The organism is Candidatus Eisenbacteria bacterium (assembly GCA_035577985.1).
Taxonomy (GTDB): domain Bacteria; phylum Desulfobacterota; class Binatia; order DP-6; family DP-6; genus DATJZY01.
This window is the reverse complement of sequence record DATJZY010000042.1, coordinates 24896-43419: the sequence shown is the minus strand read 5'-3', so window position 1 is coordinate 43419 and position 18524 is coordinate 24896. Positions and strand designations below refer to the sequence as shown.

The following is an 18524-nucleotide window of genomic DNA, read 5'->3' as shown; positions in this document are numbered from 1 at the left end:
GGGAACTGGGCGTGCCGGCCGTTCCCTATCGCGATCTCGACGCCGTCTTCCTCGACCTGGGCAACACCCTGGTGACGATGGATCGCGCGCTCCTGTGCCGCGTGCTCGCCGACGACGGCATCGTCGTCTCGCCCGAGGCGGTCGATCGCGCCGAGGCGGCGGCGCGTCCCACGCTCTCGTGCTGGATCGCGAGCGCGCCGCCGAGCGAGGCCGGCCGCACGTTCGTCGTCTACGTGCAGACGCTGCTCGACGGCCTCGGCATCGAGGATCCGGACGCCGAGCGTGCGGGGCGTCTCGTCCTGCGGGTGCGCGCGACGATCCCGACCCAGCGCCTGTGGTCGCAGGTGCTGCCGGGCGTGCCGGCGGCGCTCGCGCGGCTTCGTGCCGCGGGGCTGCGCCTCGTCGTCGTCAGCAACTCGGACGGGACCGCGGAGGCCGGCGTGGCGGCGGCGGGATTGCGCAACCTCGTCGACGGCGTCGTCGATTCGCACGTCGTCGGGGTCGAGAAGCCCGACCCGCGCATCTTCGATCCGGCCCTGGCCCTGGCCGCGTGTGCGCCGGAGCGCGCGCTGCACGTGGGGGACCTGCACGCGGTCGACGTCATCGGCGCGCGGGCCGCCGGCCTGCACGCGGCGTTGCTCGACCCGTACGGCGACTGGCCGACGGCCGACTGCGATCGCTTCGCGGATCTCACGGCGCTCGCCGCGCACGTCGCGCACGCACGGCGATGACCCCGGCGGAGGCGAACCGCCCGCGCTGGCGTGGCGGCGCCGGCTTCTTCGAGATCTGGTTCCTGGTCGTCTTCGATCCGGCCGCGCCACGCGCGTGGTGGTTTCGGTGGACGACCTTCGCGCCGCGTGTGGGAGCGCCGCGCGGAACGATCTGGGCGGCGGCGTTCGAAGAAGGACGGGAGGCCATCTTCGGCAAGGCGTTCGTCCCGCGTGCGGAGATCGAGGTCGCGGTTGCAGCGCTCGGCGATGGCTCGTGTCGGGGCGAGGTCGCGCTCGATGCGACGCCGATCGCGTGGGACCTCCGCTTCGAGCCGGCGACCCGCGTCGCGGCGCGGGGGCCCGCCTGGCTCGGTCGCCTGCCGGCGCCGACCCACGTGGCGCACGTGCATCAGGAGGTCGTGTTCGCCGGCACCGTTCGGGTTGGCGATCGCGAGCACGTGGTCGCGCGGGCGCGCGGTGCGCAGAAGCACATCTGGGGAACCCGGCGCGTGGAGGAGCTCTTCTGGATCTACGCGCCGGCGCTCGATGGAGGGGGCGCCTTCGAGGCCTCGAGCGTGCGCGTGAAGCGTGGGAGCGGACCAGCGCTCGCGCCGGTATGGCTCCACGATGGGGCGAGCGAGCATGCGTGGTGGGGTGTTCCCGCAGTGTTCCGCAATCGAGTGGAGCCCGAGGGACCCGGAGCGCTCCGGCTCTCGGCGGCGTCGACGTGGGCCCACGTCCACGGCGTCGCCCGCTGCGATCCTCGCACGCTCGCGGGCTACGTCTATCGCGATCCCGCGGGGTGGGACGTGCACGTGGCGCAGAGCGACGTCGCGCGGATCGACCTGACGTTGCGGACTCGGTCGTATCCATGGAGCTCCTGGGGAGCGCCGCGGCGCTTCACCGGGCGCGGCGCCGTCGAGCTCCACCATCCCGAGCCGCTGCCGGGGGTGCGCTACGTCGCGTGGGACGATACGGTCGCGAAGGAGGTGCGAGCATGAAGACGAGTGACGTCACCTTCACGCGCGCCGGCGACACGCTGAAGGCGTACGCAGCGTGGCCCGCCGGCGCGGGCAAGCGGCCCGGCCTCGTCCTCATACCGGACGTGCGGGGGCTCTCGGAGCACTATCGCGACGTCGCGCGCCGCTTCGCCGGCGAAGGCTACGTGACGCTCGCCGTCGACCTCTACAGCCGCGAGGGCACGCCGGAGTTCGCGGACATGCCCGCGGTGTTCCGCTGGATGCGCCAGCTCCCGGACACGCGCGTCCTGTCCGACCTCGGGTCCGCGGTCGGCTATCTCGCCGGCCGTCCGGAGGTGGACGCGGCCGCCGTCGGGATCACCGGCTGGTGCATGGGCGGCCAGTACGCGCTCATGGCGGCGTGCGTGGTGCCGGGCATCGCGGCCTGCGTGTCGTGGTACGGCATGCTGCGCTACGCCGAGAAGGACGCGGTGAAGCCCGCGAGCCCCCTCGACCTGGCGCCGGAGCTCGGCTGCCCGTACCTGGGGCTCTTCGGCGAGGAGGACGCGATCATCCCGCTCGCCGACGTCGAGGAGCTGCGCGCGATCCTCGGCCGCGAGGGGAAGCGCTTCGAGATCGTGACCTATCCCGGCGCGGGCCACGCCTTCTTCAACGACACGCGGCAGGATGCGTATCGACCAGAAGCGGCGAAGGACGCCTGGGGTCGCGCGCTCAAGTTCTTCGCGGCGCGTCTGCGGGTCCGGTGACGAGGGGCGCGTAGATTTCGAGCGGCGTCGCCTTCCCCTTCACGGCGATCGGGCCGAGCGGCCGGAACGCGTATCCGTCGCCCACCGCGTCGCGCGTATCGGCCGACACCAGGATCGGCGCGTCGTGGACCTTGGTCAGCTGCTCCAGCCGGGCGGCGACGTTCACGGTGTCACCGATGGCAGTGTACTCGCGACGGCTGGGCGCGCCCACGTCGCCGAGGACGGCCGGCCCGGTGTGGAGGCCGATCCCCATCCGCAGCATGGCTTCGCCGCGCTCGGCGCGCTCGCGATTGAGCGTCGCGAGCGCCGCCTGCATGGCGATCGCACAAGCGAGCGCGTCGCGCGCGTGCGCTTCGTGCGCCACCGGCGCGCCGAAGTACGCCATCAGCCCGTCGCCGAGATACTTGTCCAGCGTGCCGCCGTGCGCGAACAGGACGTCGACCATCCGCGCGTGGAACGCGTTCAGCAGCGTCACCACGTCCGGTGCGGGCAGGGTGCTGCTCATCGCGGTGAAGTCGCGCAGGTCGGCGAAGAGCACGGTCACGTCGCGGACTTCGCTGGTCAGCTCACGATCGCCGCGGGCCTCCAGATGTCGTGCGACCTCCGGCGAGAAGTAGCGTCGGAGGCGCTCGCGCCGGTACTGCTCGCCGGCGACGCCGTGGACGAGCTCGATGGTGCGATCGACCATGTAGACTGCCGACACCGCGACGCCGAACAGCACCAAGAGAACGCTCACGACGAGGGCCGGCTGGACGCGCGCCATGACGAGCAGGACGGTCTCGAGGATCGCCCCGGTGAGGAGCGCGAGGAGGATCCGCCGCCGCACGAGCGAGAACGCGGCGGCGAGCGTCAGGAGCCCGAAATACGTGACGCCGAAGACGGCCGAGGTGCGGTCGAAGTGCCGGCTCAGCTGGCTCAGCTGGATGAGGAACGCCGCCGGCATGTCGATCAGGCAGACGTCGAGCCCGACCAGGCGCGCCGCCTGGTCCGATCGCCGGCTCCACCAGAAGACGACCGCCGACACCGCGAGGTACGCCGCGAAGAGCGGAACGCTGCCCTGATACGGCTGCGCCTCCGGTGCGAAGACCGGCATCGCCCAGTTGAAGAGGAAGGCGACCGAGATTCCGATGAAGCGGATGCGGGCGACGAGGCGGCTGCTGCGCAGCCGCTCGGCGGCCAGGGCGCGCGCCGACGCTTCGCGCGCGGGGTCGATGGCGTCCACCTCCCGCCCGTGTAGGTCAGCGATGCCCGCGCTGACAAGCGCGGAGTCAGCTGCAGTGCAGCGCTGCGCGGAGGGCGCGGACATCGCGAGGTACCACAAGCGGTCGCGGGCGCGATAGGTCGCCGGAAGTTTGACGCTCGAAATGGCCTGCCCTACAAGAGGCGGGTGGAATTTCCCCGCATCAAGCGCCTGCCGCCGTACGTCTTCAACGTCGTCGGCGAGCTGAAGCACGCCGCCCGGCGCGCCGGTGAGGACATCATCGACCTGTCCATGGGAAATCCCGACGGCCCGACGCCCCCGCACGTGGTACAGAGCCTGGTCGAGTCGGCGCAGAAGCCGCAGAACCACCGCTACTCGGTGTCGCGCGGCATCTACAAGCTGCGGCTCGCCATCTGCGACTGGTACCGGCAGCGTTACGACGTCGCGCTCGATCCCGATCGCGAGGCGATCGTCACCATCGGGTCGAAGGAGGGCATCGGCCACCTCGCGCTCGCGATGCTCGGCCCCGGCGACGTGGTCTTCTGTCCCAGCCCGACGTATCCGATCCATCAGTACTCGGTCATCATCGCCGGCGGCGACCTCCGCTCGATTCCGCTCGTGCCCGGCGGCGACTTCCTGGGTGCGCTCGAAGAGGCGATGCGCACCACCTGGCCGAAGCCGAAGCTCATGATCCTCAACTTCCCGGCCAATCCCACGACCGAGGTCGTCGATCTCGCTTTCTTCGAGAAGATCGTCGCCTTCGCGCGCGAGCACGAATGCCTGGTGGTCCACGACCTCGCGTACGCCGACCTCTGCTTCGACGGCTACCGGGCCCCCTCGTTCATGCAGGTGGCGGGCGCGAAGGACGTCGGCGTCGAGTTCTTCACCCTCTCCAAGAGCTACAACATGCCCGGGTGGCGGATCGGGTTCGCCGTCGGCAACCCCGAGATGATCGCGGCGCTCGCCCGCATCAAGAGCTACCTCGACTACGGCACGTTCCAGCCGCTCCAGATCGCGGCCTGGCACGCGCTCACCGGCCCGCAGCATTACGTCGACGAGATCCGCGAGACGTATCGCAGCCGGCGCGACGTCCTGTGCGACGGCTTCGACCGCATCGGCTGGCACGTCGCGAAGCCCAAGGCGACGATGTTCGTGTGGGCCGAGATCCCGGACGAGTGGAAGCACCTGGGGTCGCTCGAGTTCGCGAAGTTCCTGCTCCGCGAGGGCAAGGTGGCGGTGTCGCCCGGCATCGGCTTCGGCGAATACGGCGATCACTACGTGCGCTTCGCGCTGATCGAGAACGAGCACCGTACCCGGCAGGCCGTGCGCGGCATCCGCAAGGCGTTCGCCGACGCACGCGTGCCCAAGGTCCGCCAGGTCGGCTGAGCGTCGTGGTGCGTCGATCCGCGCCCACAGGCGCACGAGCGCGGGGGGGACGTGTCGGGCGCGCGACCGGCGGCGCGCCCGTGCGCGTGGGGCTCCTCGGCTTCGGCACGATCGGCACCGGCGTCGTGAAGCTCCTGCGCGCGCATCGGGCGGAGATCACGCAGCGCGCCGGCCGCCCGATCGACGTGGTCGCGATCGCGGATCTCGACACGAAGACCGACCGCGGCATCCCCGTGGCGCCCGCCCGGCTCACGCCCGACGCGATGGCGGTGCTGACCGACCCCTCGATCGAGATGGTGATCGAGCTGATCGGCGGCTACGAGCCGGCGCGCCGCTTCGTGCTGGCGGCGATCGCCCACGGCAAGGACGTCGTCACCGCGAACAAGGCCCTCCTCGCCGTCCACGGCGAGGAGATCGTCGCCGCCGCCGAGAAGAAGGGCGTCCGGGTCGGCTTCGAGGCGAGCGTCGGCGGCGGCATCCCGATCCTGCGCACCCTCAAGGAGGGGCTCGTCGGCGATCGCACCGCGGCGGTCTACGGCATCGTCAACGGGACCTGCAATCACATCCTCACCACCATGACGCGCGAGGGGCGCAGCTTCGAGGACGTGCTGGCCGACGCGCAACGGCTGGGTCTGGCCGAGGCGAATCCCGCCACCGACATCGACGGCACCGACTCGGCCCACAAGCTGGCGCTCCTGGCGACGCTCGCCTTCGGCGTCCGCCCGCGCTTCGCCGACATCCCGACCGAGGGCATCCGCCGGGTGGAGGCGATCGACATCGCCTTCGCGCGCGAGCTCGGCTACACGATCAAGCTGCTCGCGATCGCCAAGGACGCCCGCGACGCCTTCGAGGCCCGCGTCCATCCGACCATGATCCCAAACGGCCACCTCCTGGCCGACGTGTCGGGGAACTTCAACGCCATCTTCGTGCGCGGCGCAGCCCTGGGCGCGACCATGTACTACGGGCAGGGGGCGGGCTCGCTCCCGACCGCGACGGCCGTCATTGCGGATCTGGTCGCCGCCACCCGGGACCGGCGCGTCGGCTCGGCGGTGCGCGTGCCCCCGTGGGGCGTTCCGCAGGCGACGCTGCGGTCGCTTCCGGTGCGGCCGCTCGCCCAGCTTGAGAGTGAGCACTACTTGCGCTTCATGGCGATCGACCGCCCGGGCGTCCTGGCGCGCATTGCTGGAGTCTTGGGACGGTTCGATATTAGTATCGCCTCGGTGATCCAGAAGGAGCGGCGGGCGGGGACGACGGTGCCGATCGTGATCCGGACGCATCGGGCGCTCGGCCGGAACCTGGCGAAGGCGCTGCGGGCCATCGATGCGCTCGCGACCGTGCGGGGCAAGCCGGTGGCGATCCCCATCGAGGAGCAGCTCGGGTGACGACCTCGCGCGCCTGGGGTGGTCTCATCGCCCACTACCGGTCGCGGCTCCCGATTCGCGACGGCGATCGGGTCGTGACGCTCTGCGAGGGCAACACGCCGCTCGTGCGCGCCGACCGGCTCGCGCAGAAGATCTGTCCCGGCATCGAGCTGTATCTCAAGTGCGAGGGACAGAACCCGACCGGGTCGTTCAAGGACCGCGGCATGACGGTCGCCGTCACGCGGGCAGTGTCCGAAGGCGCCGAGGCGATCATCTGCGCCTCGACCGGCAACACCTCGGCGTCGGCGGCGGCCTACGCGGCGCGCGCCGGCATCCGTGCCTACGTGGTCGTGCCCGAGGGCAAGATCGCGCTCGGCAAGCTCTCGCAGGCGGTCGTGCACGGCGCGAAGGTGATCCAGATCCAGGGCAACTTCGACCGCGCGCTCGAGCTGGTGCGCGACGCGAAGGAGCGCCATCCGACGCGCCTCGCGCTCGTGAACTCGATCAACCCCGATCGCATCGAGGGCCAGAAGACGGGCGCGTTCGAGATCTGCGACGCGCTCGGCCGCGCGCCGGACTACCACTGCCTGCCGGTCGGCAACGCCGGCAACATCACGGCGTACTGGAAGGGCTACGTGGAGTACCGCGAGCACGGCGTCGTCCCGGCCACGCCCCGCATGATGGGGTTCCAGGCCGCCGGCGCGGCGCCGATCGTGCACGGGGCGCCGGTTCCGGAGCCGAAGACCATCGCGACCGCGATTCGCATCGGCAACCCGGCGAGCTGGCAGGGTGCGACGGGCGCCCGCGACGAGTCCGGCGGCGCCATCGAGGCGATCGACGACGACGGCATCCTCGCGGCCTATCGGCTGCTGGCGCGCACCGAAGGCGTCTTCGCCGAGCCGGCCTCCGCGATCAGCATCGCGGGCGCGCTGCGCCTCGGCTCGAGCGGGCGCCTGCGCAAGGGCGACCTCGTCGTCTGCACGCTCACCGGACACGGGCTCAAGGATCCCGACAACGCGATCGCGAACGCGGACCCGCCGCTCACGATTCCCGCCGACCGGGCCCGGCTCGCGGCGGTGCTCGAGCTGGAGTAGGCAAGCGGCGCGATGAAGTGTGTCGTGGTGCTGGCGTGCGGGCTCGCGGACGAGCCGATCGCCGACCTCGGGGGCCGCACGCCGCTCGAGGCGGCGCGCACGCCGAACCTCGACGCCATGGCGGCGCGCGGCATCCTTGGTCTCACGCGCACGATCCCCCGCCGGATTCCGCCGGGATGCAACGTCGGCGGGCTGTCGGTGCTCGGCTACGATCCGACCCAGTACGGCGTCGGCGCGGCGGCGCTCGAAGCGCTCGGGCTCGGCCTGGCGCTCGCGCCAGACGACATCGCGCTGCGCGCGAACCTGGTCACGATCGAGGTGACCGAGGACGGGACCGAGATCCTGCACGATGCGCTCGGTGGGCGCCTGCCGGCGGCCGAGGCGGCCGAGGTGGCGCGCCATCTCGCGAACTCGCTCGGCGGCGGCGAGATCGAGCTCGTGCCCGGCGTCGGACACCGGCACGTCCTCGTCTGGCACGGCGGCGAGCGCAGCGTGCAGACGGTGTCGCCCTACGAGCTGGTCGACAAGCCGGTCGCCACCGCGCGCCCGACGGGGCCGCGGAGCCAGGCCCTCCTGGCGGTGATGGAGCGATCGCAGGCCGCGCTCGCCTCGCATCCGATCTGTGCGGCCCGGCGGTCGCGGGCGGAACGCGTGCCGACGGCGCTCTGGCCGTGGGAGCCGGCGCGCGTCGGGACGCTGCCGCCGCTGCGCGACACGTTCGGCGTCGACGGGTCGATCGTCGCCGGGGCGCCGCTCGGCCACGGCATCGGCATCGCGGCCGGCCTGGAACCGATCCACGTGCAGGGGGCGACGGCCGATCTCGACACGAACCTCACCGGCAAGGTCGAGGCCGTACTGCGCTCGCTCGGCGAGCGCGACCTCGTGGTGCTCCACGTGGGCGCGGCGGACGTCGCGGGCCACGCCGGCGACGCGCAGCGCAAGATCGGCGCGATCGAGCGTCTCGACGAGCAGGTGATGGGCCCGCTCCTCGAGGGCCTGCGCCGGCGCGAGTCGGATTGGCGCATCCTCATGGCCGTCGACCACGCCACGGCCTGCGCGACGCGCATGCACACGGCCGAGCCGGCGCCGTTCGTCGTCTACACGAGCCGGGACGAAGGGAAGCCGCGCGGGCAGAAGCGCGGCTGCAGCGAGAAGGACGCACGCGAGCAGGGCATCTTCATCCAGGAAGCCCACTCGTTGCTCGAACGCCTGCTGCGTCACTGAGGAGCGATGGATCGCAACCTCGGCATGGACCTGGTGCGCGTCACCGAGGCGGCGGCGTTGGGATCGGCGCGCCACATGGGTCGCGGCGACGACGTGGCGGCGGACAAGGCCGCGATCGAGGCCATGCGGAAGGCGTTCGACACGATCGCGATCGACGGCACGATCGTCATCGGCGAGGGCCCCGAGGACGCGATCCCCATGCTCTACACCGGCGAGAAGGTCGGGACGGGTCAGGGCCCGCGGACCGACGTCGCGCTCGACGCGATCGAGGGCCCGGCGACGTGCGCGACCGGCGGCTACAACGCGCTCGCGGTGATCGCCGTCGCCGACGCCGGCTCCCTGCTCGGTGTCCCCGACACCTACATGGACAAGATCGCCTGCGGTCCCGAGGGTCGCGGCGTCGTCGACCTCGACCGCTCGCCGACCGACAACCTGCGCGCGCTTGCCGACGCGAAGGGCGTCTACGTCGAGGACCTGACCGTGGTCGTGCTCGATCGACCGCGCCACTTGAAGCTGATCGAGGAGATCCGCAAGACCGGCGCCCGCATCAAGCTCATCAGCGACGGCGACGTGTCGGCGGCGCTTGCGACCACGCAGCCCCAGACCGGCATCGACATCATGATGGGCGTCGGCCGCGCGCCGCAGGGCATCCTCGCGGCGGCGGCGCTCAAGTGCCTCGACGGCGAGATGCAGGCGCGCCTGAAGCCCCGCAACGAGACGGAGGCCGGCCAGCTCCGCGCCGCCGGCATCTACGACTTCAGCCGCAAGTATCGTCTGGACGAGCTCGCGAGCGGGAACGTCTTCTTCGCCGCGACCGGCGTCACGCCCGGCGACTATCTCGCCGGCGTCCGTTACGTGAAGGGCGGCGCGATGACGAACTCGGTCATCATGCGCTCGCAGACGAAGACCGTGCGCCTCATGCAGGCGCACCACCGCTTCGATCGCCGACCCGAGTATTAGTTCGCCGACCCAAGACTGCGTCTTGGGTCGGGGGAGGACGCGAGCATGTTGCCGTGGTGGCACGCGCGACCGGCATGTCGCGGCCAGCAAAGCTGGCGCGACACACTGGGTACGCGCCAGGGCACGCGGCCGAGGTTGGGTGCGCGCGTGGGGGCCGGGTGGCCCGCCGCGAGCGCAGCGAGACCCTGAGGTCGCCCGAGCCGGGGTCACGCGCCTGCGTAGCGGGCGTACCTAGTGTGTCGCGCCAGCTTTGCTGGCCGCGACATGCCGGTCGCGCGGCCACGGACGCGACACTCTCGCTTCCTCCCCCGAGCCAAGACGTAGTCTTGGCTCGGCGTCCTAGAGACGGATGGCGGCGGCGCCCCAGGCGAGGCCGCCGCCGACGGCGTTGAGCACGACGACGTCGCCGCGCTTCACGCGTCCGGCGCGCCACGCTTCGTCGAGGGCGACCGGAACCGAGGCCGCCGACGTGTTGCCGTAGCGATCGAGGTTCGCGCACACGCGCTCGGGGGCGATGCCGAGGTGCTCCACCATCGACGCGATGATGCGGGCGTTCGCCTGGTGTGGGATCAAGAGCGCCACGTCCTCGATGCCGAGGCCGGTCTCGCGCAGGAGGTCGCGCGTCACCGTCAGCAGCTCGGTCACGGCGGCGCGAAAGAGCTCCGGGCCCTTCATGCGCATGCAGAGCGCGGCCGGGCGCGGCGCGCCGCCGGTGTCGAACGGGCCGCCGGCGGGCAGCTCCAGCAGGTCCGCCTGCGCGCCGCTGGCTCGCAGGATCACCCGGAGGACGCCGGAGTCTCCCGCTTCGCCGCGCAGGACGACGGCGCCCGCGGCATCGCCGAAGAGCGGCGAACACACGGGATCGTCGCGTCCCGTCATGGCGGCCAAGGCGTCGGCCCCGACGAGGAGCAGCGTGCGCGCGGAGCCGCCGCGCACCATCGCATCGGCGATGCCGAGTCCGTAGACGAACCCCGCGCAGGCCGCGGCGACGTCGAACGCGAAGATCGAGCCCGTTCCGAGCCGCGCCTGGAGCAGGCAGGCGAACGACGGGAACGCGAACTCGGACGACGCGGTCGCGACCACGATGCCGTCGAGGTCCCGGGCGCGCAACCCGGCGGCGTCGAGGGCCGACCGCGAGGCGCGCTCGGCGAGGTCGAGCAGCGTCTCGGATCCGCGCAGCACCTGGCGTGCCTCGACGCCGGTGCGGGAGCGGATCCAACCCGGCGCCAGGCCGAGGCGCTGCTCGATCTCGTCGCTGCCGACGCGCACGCTCGCGGCTGCGGCGCCGCTGCCGAGCAGGCGCGTTCGAAGAGCCGCGTCGGTCACTGGCGCGGCTTACAGCGGGCCCCGCAGCGTTTCAACCTCGGATCCGTCGCAGTCGCGGCGATGTGTCGCGCGGACCTCCCGTGCCGCGCCAGCTTCGCCGGCCGCGGCATGCCGGTCGCGCGTGTCATCGACGTGCCATTCTCGCGTCCTCACCCGAGCGAAGACGTAGTCTTGGCTCGGCGTCCTAGTCGAGGAAGAGGAGGCGGCGATAGATCGCGGCGAGCGCGCCCAGGTCCATGCGCGGCGGGAAGAAGGCGGTCATGATCCCGAGCGCGCAGTAGGCGCCCGTCAGCACCACGCCGGGGATCGCGCGACGCAGGTCGCGCGGCAGCGGGCCCAGGCGGCGCGTGGCGAGGACGCCGGCCGCGTTGATGATGCCCCACAGGAGCCACGGGGCGTACGAGCCGGGCGGGAAGTAGCCGAAGCCGAGCAGCTTCACGCCGCCGGCCAAGTGGTAGACCGCCATGAAGACGAAGACCGCGATGGTGTTCCGCCACTCGGGCCGCCGCTCACCCGAGCGCCGGCGCGGGGCCGCGCCGCCGAGCGGGAGATAGAGGTAGCGGCGCGTCCAGAGGTTCAGCGTCATGTTCCAGCGCCGCCAGAAGTCGGCGACGCCGTAGGAGAGGAAGGGGCGCGCGAGGTTCTCGGGCAACGCGAAGCCGGCGAGGCGGCCGAAGCCGATCCCGCCCTCGGTCCAGGTCGTGAGGCCGAGGTAGATGCACACCCACACGCGAAAGACGTGCGTCCACGCGTCGAGCGGCGTTCCCGCCGCGGCGTGCTCGTAGCCCGTCGATCCCGGCGTGCACACGACGCCGAACGCGAGCGCCATCGCGACGATGCCGACGCCGACGCGGACGAGCCCCCACCACTCGGCGCGCAGGAAGCCGAGCGGGCCGCGCGGCGCGGCGTCGTCCCAGTAGCTGGCGAGGCGGCCGCGGCGGAAGTCGTCGAGCGAGACGAGCGGTCCCGCCATGAAGGCGGGCAGGAAGAACATGAAGTGCAGGAACTCGCCCAGGTCGGACGGATCGCGGTCCGCGCCGGTGCGCCGATCCCAGGCGAAGGCCCACGAGCGCAGCAGGGTGAGGTTGGTCGCGAACGCGACGTACTCGCGGACGCGCCCCTCGTACTGGGGAAGGTGCGGGAGCCACCAGATGGGCGCGACGATCTGGAGCGCGACCAGCGCCGTCACGAGCGCCGTGCCGATCGCTCCGCGCGGGAGCCGCTCGACGGCGACGAACAGCAGGGCCATGTAGGCGACGAGCAGGGCGACGACGAGCGGCGTCGCGAGGACGCTCATGAGCACGACGCTCGCTGCGAGCTGGCCCCAGCGGCGCACGTGCGCGGGCGCGGTGCGCAGCGCGATCGCGACCAGCACGAAGAGCCCGCTGGTCGCGAGGTAGCGGACGAAGAGGCCGGCGCCGCCCTCGGCGAGGAGGGTCATGGCCTGCGTCAGGTGGAAGACGTCCATGCCGCCTAGCGCCCCCCGCCCCCTGGCATGGCGCGGACTCTCCGGACCGCCCGCCCGAAGTCAAGGGCGCGCCGGCGGTTGAAAGGCGCACCATCGAACGTTAGGTGTCGCGCGCGTGGCGGCGGACCTCCAGACGATCGTGAGGAGCCTCATCGCGAAGCACTTCGATCTCGCCGAGGGCGAGGTCGACTTCGCCATGCGCATCGAGGACGCGGGCGACTCGCTCAAGCTGAGCGAGCTCGTGATCGCGCTCGAGCAGCGCCTCGGGATCCGCCTCCCCGACAGCGCGCTCGCGCGGGTGCGCACGCTCGGCGACCTCTGGGAGCTGGTCCAGTCGAAGGTGGGCCCGTCGGGCACCTGACAGCGCACCCGCCGGGGCGCCGGCGTGGTGGAAATGCCGTACCGAAGGGGTTATGCACCGCGGTCGGGCCATGGCGGACTTCGAGAACATCGTCGTCGAGCGGAGCGAGGCCGTCCTCACCCTGCGGGTCTCGCGTCCGAAGGTCCTGAACGCCCTCGACCCCGCGACGCTGCGCGAGATCGCGCGCGTGCTGCGCGACGTGCGCCGGGACGGCGGCGTGCGCGCGCTGGTCGTGACCGGCACCGGCGAGAAGGCCTTCTCGGCGGGCGCCGACATCAAGGTGATGGCGACCATGCCGCCGACCGAGGGGCACCCGTACTCGCGGCTCGGGCACGAGGTACTGGGACGCTTCGAGCAGCTCCCGATCCCGGTCGTCGCCGCGGTCAACGGTGCCGCGCTGGGGGGCGGGCTCGAGCTGGCGCTCGCGTGCGACGTCATCCTGGCCGCCGACACGGCGAAGTTCGGGCTGCCGGAGATCACCGTCGGTCTCATCCCGGGGTTCGGCGGAACGCAGCGTCTGGCGCTGCGCGTGGGCCTCGCACGGGCGCGCGAGCTCATCTACCTCGGCACCATGATCGACGCGGACGAGGCGCTCCGCATCGGTCTCGTGTCGCGCGTCGTCCCGGCCGCGAAGCTCGCCGAGGAGGCGCTCGGGCTCGCCCGGCAGCTCGTGGCGAAGCCGCCGGTCGCGCTCCGGCAGGCCAAGCGCGCGACGGCGGCCGCGGCGGCGGCGCTCGCCGAAGGGCTGCGCTACGAGACCGACGCGTTCGCGGTCGCGTTTGCGACCGAGGACCGCGTCGAGGGCATGACGGCCTTCGTCGAGAAGCGCGCCCCCGTGTGGAAGGGGCGCTAGGCGGTGCACGTCGAGCTCACCGACACGCAGCGCGAGCTGCGCGACACGGTACGGGCGTTCGCGCAGGATCGCATCAAGCCGCTCGCCGCCGAGATCGACCGCACCGGACGCTACCCGCGCGAGAACCTGACGGGGCTGGGCGAGCTCGGCGCGCTCGGGGTCTTCGTGCCGGAGACGTATGGCGGCGCCGGGTTCGACCACGTCGCCTACGCGCTCGCCGTCGAGGAGGTCTCCGCCGCGTGCGGCGCGACCGGCGCGTGCTTCTCGGCCCACACCTCGCTCGTGTGCTGGCCGATCCTGGCGCTCGGCACCGAGGACCAGCGGCGCCGCTACCTGCCGAAGCTGGCGCGCGGCGAGTGGCTCGGGAGCTTCGCGCTCTCCGAGCCCGGCGTCGGATCGGACGCGGCGGGTCTCGCCACGACGGCGCGCCGCAGGGGCGACGGCTACGTGCTGAACGGTGCCAAGAACTTCATCACCAACGCGCCGTACGCCGGGCTCGCCATCGTCTTCGCGTCGCTCGATGCGAGCCGCGGCACCAAGGGCATCGGCGCCTTCCTCGTCGAGACCACGAGTCGGGGCTGGGAGGTCCTGCGCGTCGAGGAGAAGATGGGTCTTCACGGCGCCCACACGGCGCAGCTCGCGTTCACGGATCTCTACGTGCCCCGCGAGAACCTGCTGGGCGGCGAGGACGAGGGGTTCAAGGTCGCGATGAAGACGCTCGACGGCGGCCGCATCGGAATCGCCGCGCAGGCCGTCGGGATCGCGCGCGCGGCGTTCGAGGACGCGCTCGCCTACGCCCAGGAGCGTCGCGCCTTCGGCCAGGCGTTGGCCGAGTTCCAGGGCACGCAATGGAAGCTCTCCGACATGGCCCTCGCCGTCGAGGCGGCCCGCCTGCTCACGCTGCGCGCCGCCACCTTGAAGGACCAGGGCATCCCGTGCACGAAGGAAGCCGCGATGGCGAAGCTCTACGCGTCCGAGGCCGCGATGAACGTCGCGACCCAGGCGGTGCAGATCCACGGTGGCTACGGCTACACCCGCGAGTTCGCCGTCGAGCGCTATTTCCGCGACGCCAAGGCGACCGAGATCTACGAGGGCAGCTCCGAGATCCAGCGCCTCGTCATCGCGGGGCAAGTCCTGCGGGAGGGCGCGTGAGCGCCCTCCCTTGGGTGCGCTGCTATGAGGCGCCGAGCGAGTCCGAGGCCCACATGGTGAAGGGGTTCCTCGAGGAGCGCGGCGTCCCGTGCGTGCTGCGGGCGCTCGGTCCCACGGTCTACCCGATCCCGACGTTCGGAACCGAGGTGCTCGTCCCCGCCGACTGGGCGCGCGTCGCGGTGCAGTTCCTCCGCCGCCGGCGACGTCCGTCGCGGGGTGTGCTACGCCTGCCCCGCAAGACGAAGGTGCGCGTATGACGAAGCGCGACTGGCTCGAGCGGCGCTACCGGGAAACGCCCGAGCGACCCGTGCGGTTCTCGACCGTCTCCGACATGGAGGTGGACCCGATCTACTCCGCCGCCGACGTTTCCGCTCCCGCGCGGGACGAGTGGCCCGGCGAGTTCCCGTACACGCGCGGCGTCTATCCGAGCATGTACCGCGGCCGGCTCTGGACCATGCGGCAGTTCGCCGGCTTCGGGACGGCCGAGGACACGAACGCGCGCTTCAAGTTCCTGATGGGGCAGGGCCAGAAGGGCCTCTCCACCGCCTTCGACATGCCGACGCTCATGGGCTACGACGCCGACCACCCGCGCGCGCGCGGCGAGGTCGGTCGCGAGGGCGTCGCGGTCTCGAGCCTGGTCGACGTGCGCGCCCTCTTCGACGGCATCCGCCTGTCCGACGTCACCACGTCGATGACGGTCAACTGCACGGCGAGCGTGCTGCTCGCGATGTACGTCGCCGTCGCCGACGAGCAGGGCGTCCCGTGGACCGAGCTCGGCGGCACGATCCAGAACGACATGCTGAAGGAGTTCATCGCGCAGAAGGAATGGATCTGTCCGCCCGAGCCGTCGGTCCGGATCGTGGTGGACATGATCGAGTTCTGCGCGAAGCAGCTGCCACGCTGGCACGCCGTGTCGGTCAGCGGCTACCACATCCGCGAAGCGGGCTCGACGGCCGTGCAGGAGCTCGCCTTCACGCTTGCCGACGGCCTCGCGTACGTCGATGCGGCCGTGAAGCGTGGCCTGCACGTCGACCAGTTCGGCCCGCGGCTCTCGTTCTTCTTCAACCTCCACAACGACTTCTTCGAGGAGATCGCGAAGCTGCGCGCGGCGCGCCGCCTGTGGGCGACGCTCATGCGCGAGCGCTTCGGCGCGACCGATCCGCGCGCCATGATGCTGCGCACGCACGCGCAGACGGCGGGCTGCTCCCTCACGGCGCAGCAGCCCGTGAACAACGTCGTCCGCGTCGCGATCCAGGCGCTGGCGGGCGTGCTCGGCGGCGTGCAGTCGCTGCACACGAACTCCCTCGACGAGACGCTCGCCCTGCCGTCGGAGCAGGCGGTCATGGTCGCCGTGCGGACGCAGCAGATCCTCGCCGAGGAGAGCGGCGTCACGAACATCGTCGACCCACTCGGGGGCAGCTACGCCGTCGAGGCGCTGACCGATCGCCTCGAGCGCGAGGCGCGCGCCTACATCGAGCACATCGACGAGCTCGGCGGCATGGTGAAGGCGATCGAGCTCGGCTACCCGCAGAAGGAGATCGCCGACGCGGCCTACGTGTACCAGCAGCAGGTCGACAAGCAGGAGAAGACGGTCGTCGGCGTGAACCGCTACCAGATGCCGGAGGAACGCCAACCCGACCTGCTGCGGATCCCGCTCGAGGTCGAGACCCGGCAGGCCGAGCGCGTCCGCAAGGTGAAGCGCGAGCGGAACGGTACCGCCGCGCGCGACGCGCTCCGGCGCGTACGCGAGGCCGCCGAGTCGGGCGAGAACCTGATGCCGCCGCTCGTCGCGGCCGTGAAGGCGCTCTGCACCGTGGGCGAGATCTCCGACGTCTATCGCCAGGTCTTCGGCGAGTATCGCGACCCCGCATGGCTCTGAACCCCCGCCCGCTGCGCATCCTGATCGCGAAGCCCGGCCTCGACGGACACGACCGCGGCGCCAAGGTCATCGCCCGCGCGCTGCGCGACGCGGGGATGGAGGTCATCTACACGGGTCTGCACCAGACGCCGGAGATGGTCGCCGAAGCCGCGATCCAGGAGGACGTGGACGCCATTGGCCTCTCGCTCTTGTCGGGCGCGCACCTGACGCTCTTTCCGGCGGTGCTCGCCGAGCTCCGGCAGCGCGGCGGCGGCGACATCCCCGTCTTCGGCGGCGGCATCATTCCCGACGAGGATCGGCCCGAGCTCGAGCGGGCCGGCGTCGCGGCGATGTTCACGCCGGGTGCGAGCACGCAGGAGATCGTCGACTGGATCCGGACGACGATCCGGCCACGGGTGGCATAGGCATGGACTTCACGCTCTCGGAGCAACACCGGCTGGTCGCCGAGACGATCCGCGACTTCTGCGAGCGCGAGGTGAAGCCGGCCGCCTCCGCTTGGGATCGCGACGAGAAGTTCCCGATGGACACCGTGAAGGCGCTGGGTCGCCTCGGGTTCCTCGGCGTCGCTCTGCCCACCGACGTCGGCGGCGGCGGTGCCGACGCGCTCACGAACGCCCTCGTCGTTGAGGGCGTGGCGCGCTACGACGCCTCGCTCGGTCTCACGGTCGCCAGTCACGGCGGCCTCGCGTCGGGACACATCAACCTCTTCGCGAGCGACCACCTCCGCAAGCGCTATCTGCCCAAGCTCGCGACCGGCGAGTGGCTCGGCGCCTGGTGTCTGACCGAGCCCGGCTCCGGTAGCGACGCCGGGGGGCTCCGCACGCGCGCGGTCCGGGACGGCGACCACTGGATCCTCGACGGCTCGAAGATGTTCATCACCCAGGGCACGGTCGGCGACGTCTACGTCGTGCTGGCGTCGACCGATCCGGAGAAGGGTACGCAGGGCGTGTCGGCGTTCGTGGTCGAGCGCGGGACGCCGGGTCTCGGCAACGGCCGCAAGATCGAGAAGCTCGGCCTGCACTCGAGCGACACCGCCGAGGTCGTGCTCGAGAACGTCCGCATCCCCGCAGGCAACCTGATCGGCGAGCTGGACCAGGGCTTCAAGCAGGCCCTCCGTATCCTCGACGGCGGCCGCATCACGATGGGCGCCTGGTGCTGCGGCATCGCGCGCGGCGCGCTCGAGGAATCGATCGCCTACGCGAAGGAGCGAAAGACGTTCGGGAAGCCCATCGCGGAGCACCAGGGCGTGCAGTTCCTGCTGGCGGACATGGCGACCCGTATCGACGCCGCACGCTGCCTTCTGTACCGCGCGTGTCATTTGAAGGACGCCGGCCGGCCATTCGGCACCGAGGCGTCGATGGCGAAGCTCGCCGCCTCCGAAGCCGCCATGTGGGCGACCACCAAGGCCGTGCAGATCCACGGCGGCTACGGCTACATGCGCGACTTCCCCGTCGAGCGCTACATGCGCGACGCGAAGCTGGGCGAGATCGGAGAAGGGACGAGCGAGGTGCAGCGCATCGTGATCGCGCGGGCGCTGCTGCGGGGGGCGGGGCCGAGTCTCTGAGCCTGTCCCTTGAGTCCGCGAGGTCGGGGGGCAGCGCTTCGGCTTCGGCTTCGCCGCGCGACAATACACACACTGCATCACGGCCCGACATTTCGTCGCGCCGCTACGCAGGCGCCTCCGCGCTGCCCCCCGACCTCGCGACGCAACGCCCGACGCACGCTTCGCGCCCCTCACCCAGCAAACCGGCGACCGCGAGACGAGCTGCGCCTCACTCGGCCAGCCTGGGGGATTTTGCACGACCGTTGCGGCGAGGGGCGCG

Annotated in this window: 18 protein-coding genes; 15 read left to right on the top strand and 3 right to left on the bottom strand. The window is 71.7% G+C overall.

Annotated features, from left to right (window positions below; genetic code table 11):
- Positions 1-11 precede the first annotated feature (11 nt).
- Genes VMS22_06330 through VMS22_06320 form a run of 3 tightly spaced genes read left to right on the top strand, consistent with a single transcriptional unit; the run spans position 12 to position 2436 of the window.
- A complete protein-coding gene (locus VMS22_06330; protein HXJ33644.1) occupies positions 12-731 on the top strand; it encodes an HAD family hydrolase in 720 nt (239 codons plus the stop codon).
- A complete protein-coding gene (locus VMS22_06325; GenBank protein ID HXJ33643.1) occupies positions 728-1711 on the top strand; it encodes a hypothetical protein in 984 nt (327 codons plus the stop codon). Before VMS22_06330 ends, VMS22_06325 begins: the two co-directional genes overlap by 4 nt.
- Positions 1708-2436: a dienelactone hydrolase family protein gene (locus VMS22_06320; GenBank protein HXJ33642.1), complete on the top strand. Its 729-nt coding sequence runs from the start codon at positions 1708-1710 to the stop codon at positions 2434-2436. The genes VMS22_06325 and VMS22_06320 overlap by 4 nt, the downstream gene beginning before the upstream one ends.
- On the opposite strand, the gene VMS22_06315 is transcribed toward VMS22_06320, so the two are convergent.
- Positions 2402-3658 carry an adenylate/guanylate cyclase domain-containing protein gene (locus VMS22_06315; GenBank protein HXJ33641.1) on the bottom strand — a complete coding sequence of 419 codons (1257 nt, stop codon included), beginning with the start codon at positions 3656-3658 and terminating at the stop codon, positions 2402-2404. The two genes, VMS22_06320 and VMS22_06315, sit on opposite strands and share 35 nt — an antisense overlap.
- Positions 3659-3823: 165 nt before the next feature.
- Here VMS22_06315 and alaC point away from each other — a divergent pair, with 165 nt between their 5' ends.
- The 5 genes from alaC to glpX all read left to right on the top strand — a co-directional run bounded on the left by alaC (position 3824) and on the right by glpX (position 9662).
- Positions 3824-5023: an alanine transaminase gene (gene alaC / locus VMS22_06310; GenBank protein HXJ33640.1), complete on the top strand. Its 1200-nt coding sequence runs from the start codon at positions 3824-3826 to the stop codon at positions 5021-5023.
- Positions 5024-5103: 80 nt separating this feature from the next.
- Positions 5104-6405 carry a homoserine dehydrogenase gene (locus VMS22_06305; protein ID HXJ33639.1) on the top strand — a complete coding sequence of 434 codons (1302 nt, stop codon included), beginning with the start codon at positions 5104-5106 and terminating at the stop codon, positions 6403-6405.
- Entirely contained in the window at positions 6402-7478 is a 1077-nt protein-coding gene (gene thrC, locus VMS22_06300) for a threonine synthase (GenBank protein ID HXJ33638.1), read from the top strand. The genes VMS22_06305 and thrC overlap by 4 nt, the downstream gene beginning before the upstream one ends.
- Before the next feature lie 12 nt (positions 7479-7490).
- Positions 7491-8702 carry a 2,3-bisphosphoglycerate-independent phosphoglycerate mutase gene (gene apgM / locus VMS22_06295; GenBank protein ID HXJ33637.1) on the top strand — a complete coding sequence of 404 codons (1212 nt, stop codon included), beginning with the start codon at positions 7491-7493 and terminating at the stop codon, positions 8700-8702.
- Positions 8703-8708: 6 nt separating this feature from the next.
- The gene (gene glpX / locus VMS22_06290) at positions 8709-9662 is read left to right on the top strand and encodes a class II fructose-bisphosphatase (GenBank protein HXJ33636.1); all 954 of its coding nucleotides are present in this window, start codon (positions 8709-8711) and stop codon (positions 9660-9662) included.
- A 339-nt stretch (positions 9663-10001) separates the two neighbouring features.
- Here glpX and VMS22_06285 read toward each other — a convergent pair whose 3' ends face one another.
- Positions 10002-10988: a ketoacyl-ACP synthase III gene (locus VMS22_06285; protein ID HXJ33635.1), complete on the bottom strand. Its 987-nt coding sequence runs from the start codon at positions 10986-10988 to the stop codon at positions 10002-10004.
- Between the two features lie 184 nt (positions 10989-11172).
- Positions 11173-12456, bottom strand: coding sequence for an MBOAT family O-acyltransferase (locus VMS22_06280; GenBank protein ID HXJ33634.1), 1284 nt, complete (start codon positions 12454-12456; stop codon positions 11173-11175).
- A gap of 115 nt (positions 12457-12571) precedes the next feature.
- Here VMS22_06280 and VMS22_06275 point away from each other — a divergent pair, with 115 nt between their 5' ends.
- From VMS22_06275 to VMS22_06245, 7 genes are all read left to right on the top strand, one after another.
- Positions 12572-12817, top strand: a complete 246-nt coding sequence (locus VMS22_06275; protein ID HXJ33633.1) for an acyl carrier protein — start codon at positions 12572-12574, stop codon at positions 12815-12817.
- 70 nt (positions 12818-12887) lie between these two features.
- A complete protein-coding gene (locus tag VMS22_06270) occupies positions 12888-13670 on the top strand; it encodes an enoyl-CoA hydratase-related protein (GenBank protein ID HXJ33632.1) in 783 nt (260 codons plus the stop codon).
- A 3-nt stretch (positions 13671-13673) separates the two neighbouring features.
- A complete protein-coding gene (locus VMS22_06265) occupies positions 13674-14822 on the top strand; it encodes an acyl-CoA dehydrogenase family protein (GenBank protein ID HXJ33631.1) in 1149 nt (382 codons plus the stop codon).
- The gene (locus VMS22_06260; protein HXJ33630.1) at positions 14819-15079 is read left to right on the top strand and encodes a hypothetical protein; all 261 of its coding nucleotides are present in this window, start codon (positions 14819-14821) and stop codon (positions 15077-15079) included. The genes VMS22_06265 and VMS22_06260 overlap by 4 nt, the downstream gene beginning before the upstream one ends.
- The gene (locus VMS22_06255) at positions 15076-16701 is read left to right on the top strand and encodes a methylmalonyl-CoA mutase family protein (protein ID HXJ33629.1); all 1626 of its coding nucleotides are present in this window, start codon (positions 15076-15078) and stop codon (positions 16699-16701) included. The genes VMS22_06260 and VMS22_06255 overlap by 4 nt, the downstream gene beginning before the upstream one ends.
- Positions 16698-17105, top strand: coding sequence for a cobalamin B12-binding domain-containing protein (locus VMS22_06250; GenBank protein ID HXJ33628.1), 408 nt, complete (start codon positions 16698-16700; stop codon positions 17103-17105). The genes VMS22_06255 and VMS22_06250 overlap by 4 nt, the downstream gene beginning before the upstream one ends.
- A gap of 2 nt (positions 17106-17107) precedes the next feature.
- Positions 17108-18265, top strand: a complete 1158-nt coding sequence (locus VMS22_06245; protein HXJ33627.1) for an acyl-CoA dehydrogenase family protein — start codon at positions 17108-17110, stop codon at positions 18263-18265.
- Positions 18266-18524: the final 259 nt, after the last annotated feature.

What these genes read in the sequence shown, in the direction of transcription:
- VMS22_06325 (HXJ33643.1), top strand. Translation starts at nt 728, where the DNA reads ATGACCCCGGCGGAGGCGAACCGCCCGCGCTGGCGTGGCGGCGCCGGC.
- VMS22_06320 (HXJ33642.1), top strand. Translation starts at nt 1,708, where the DNA reads ATGAAGACGAGTGACGTCACCTTCACGCGCGCCGGCGACACGCTGAAG.
- apgM (HXJ33637.1), top strand. Translation starts at nt 7,491, where the DNA reads ATGAAGTGTGTCGTGGTGCTGGCGTGCGGGCTCGCGGACGAGCCGATC.
- glpX (HXJ33636.1), top strand. Translation starts at nt 8,709, where the DNA reads ATGGATCGCAACCTCGGCATGGACCTGGTGCGCGTCACCGAGGCGGCG.
- VMS22_06280 (HXJ33634.1), bottom strand. Translation starts at nt 12,456, where the DNA reads ATGGACGTCTTCCACCTGACGCAGGCCATGACCCTCCTCGCCGAGGGC.
- VMS22_06270 (HXJ33632.1), top strand. Translation starts at nt 12,888, where the DNA reads ATGGCGGACTTCGAGAACATCGTCGTCGAGCGGAGCGAGGCCGTCCTC.
- VMS22_06255 (HXJ33629.1), top strand. Translation starts at nt 15,076, where the DNA reads ATGACGAAGCGCGACTGGCTCGAGCGGCGCTACCGGGAAACGCCCGAG.
- VMS22_06245 (HXJ33627.1), top strand. Translation starts at nt 17,108, where the DNA reads ATGGACTTCACGCTCTCGGAGCAACACCGGCTGGTCGCCGAGACGATC.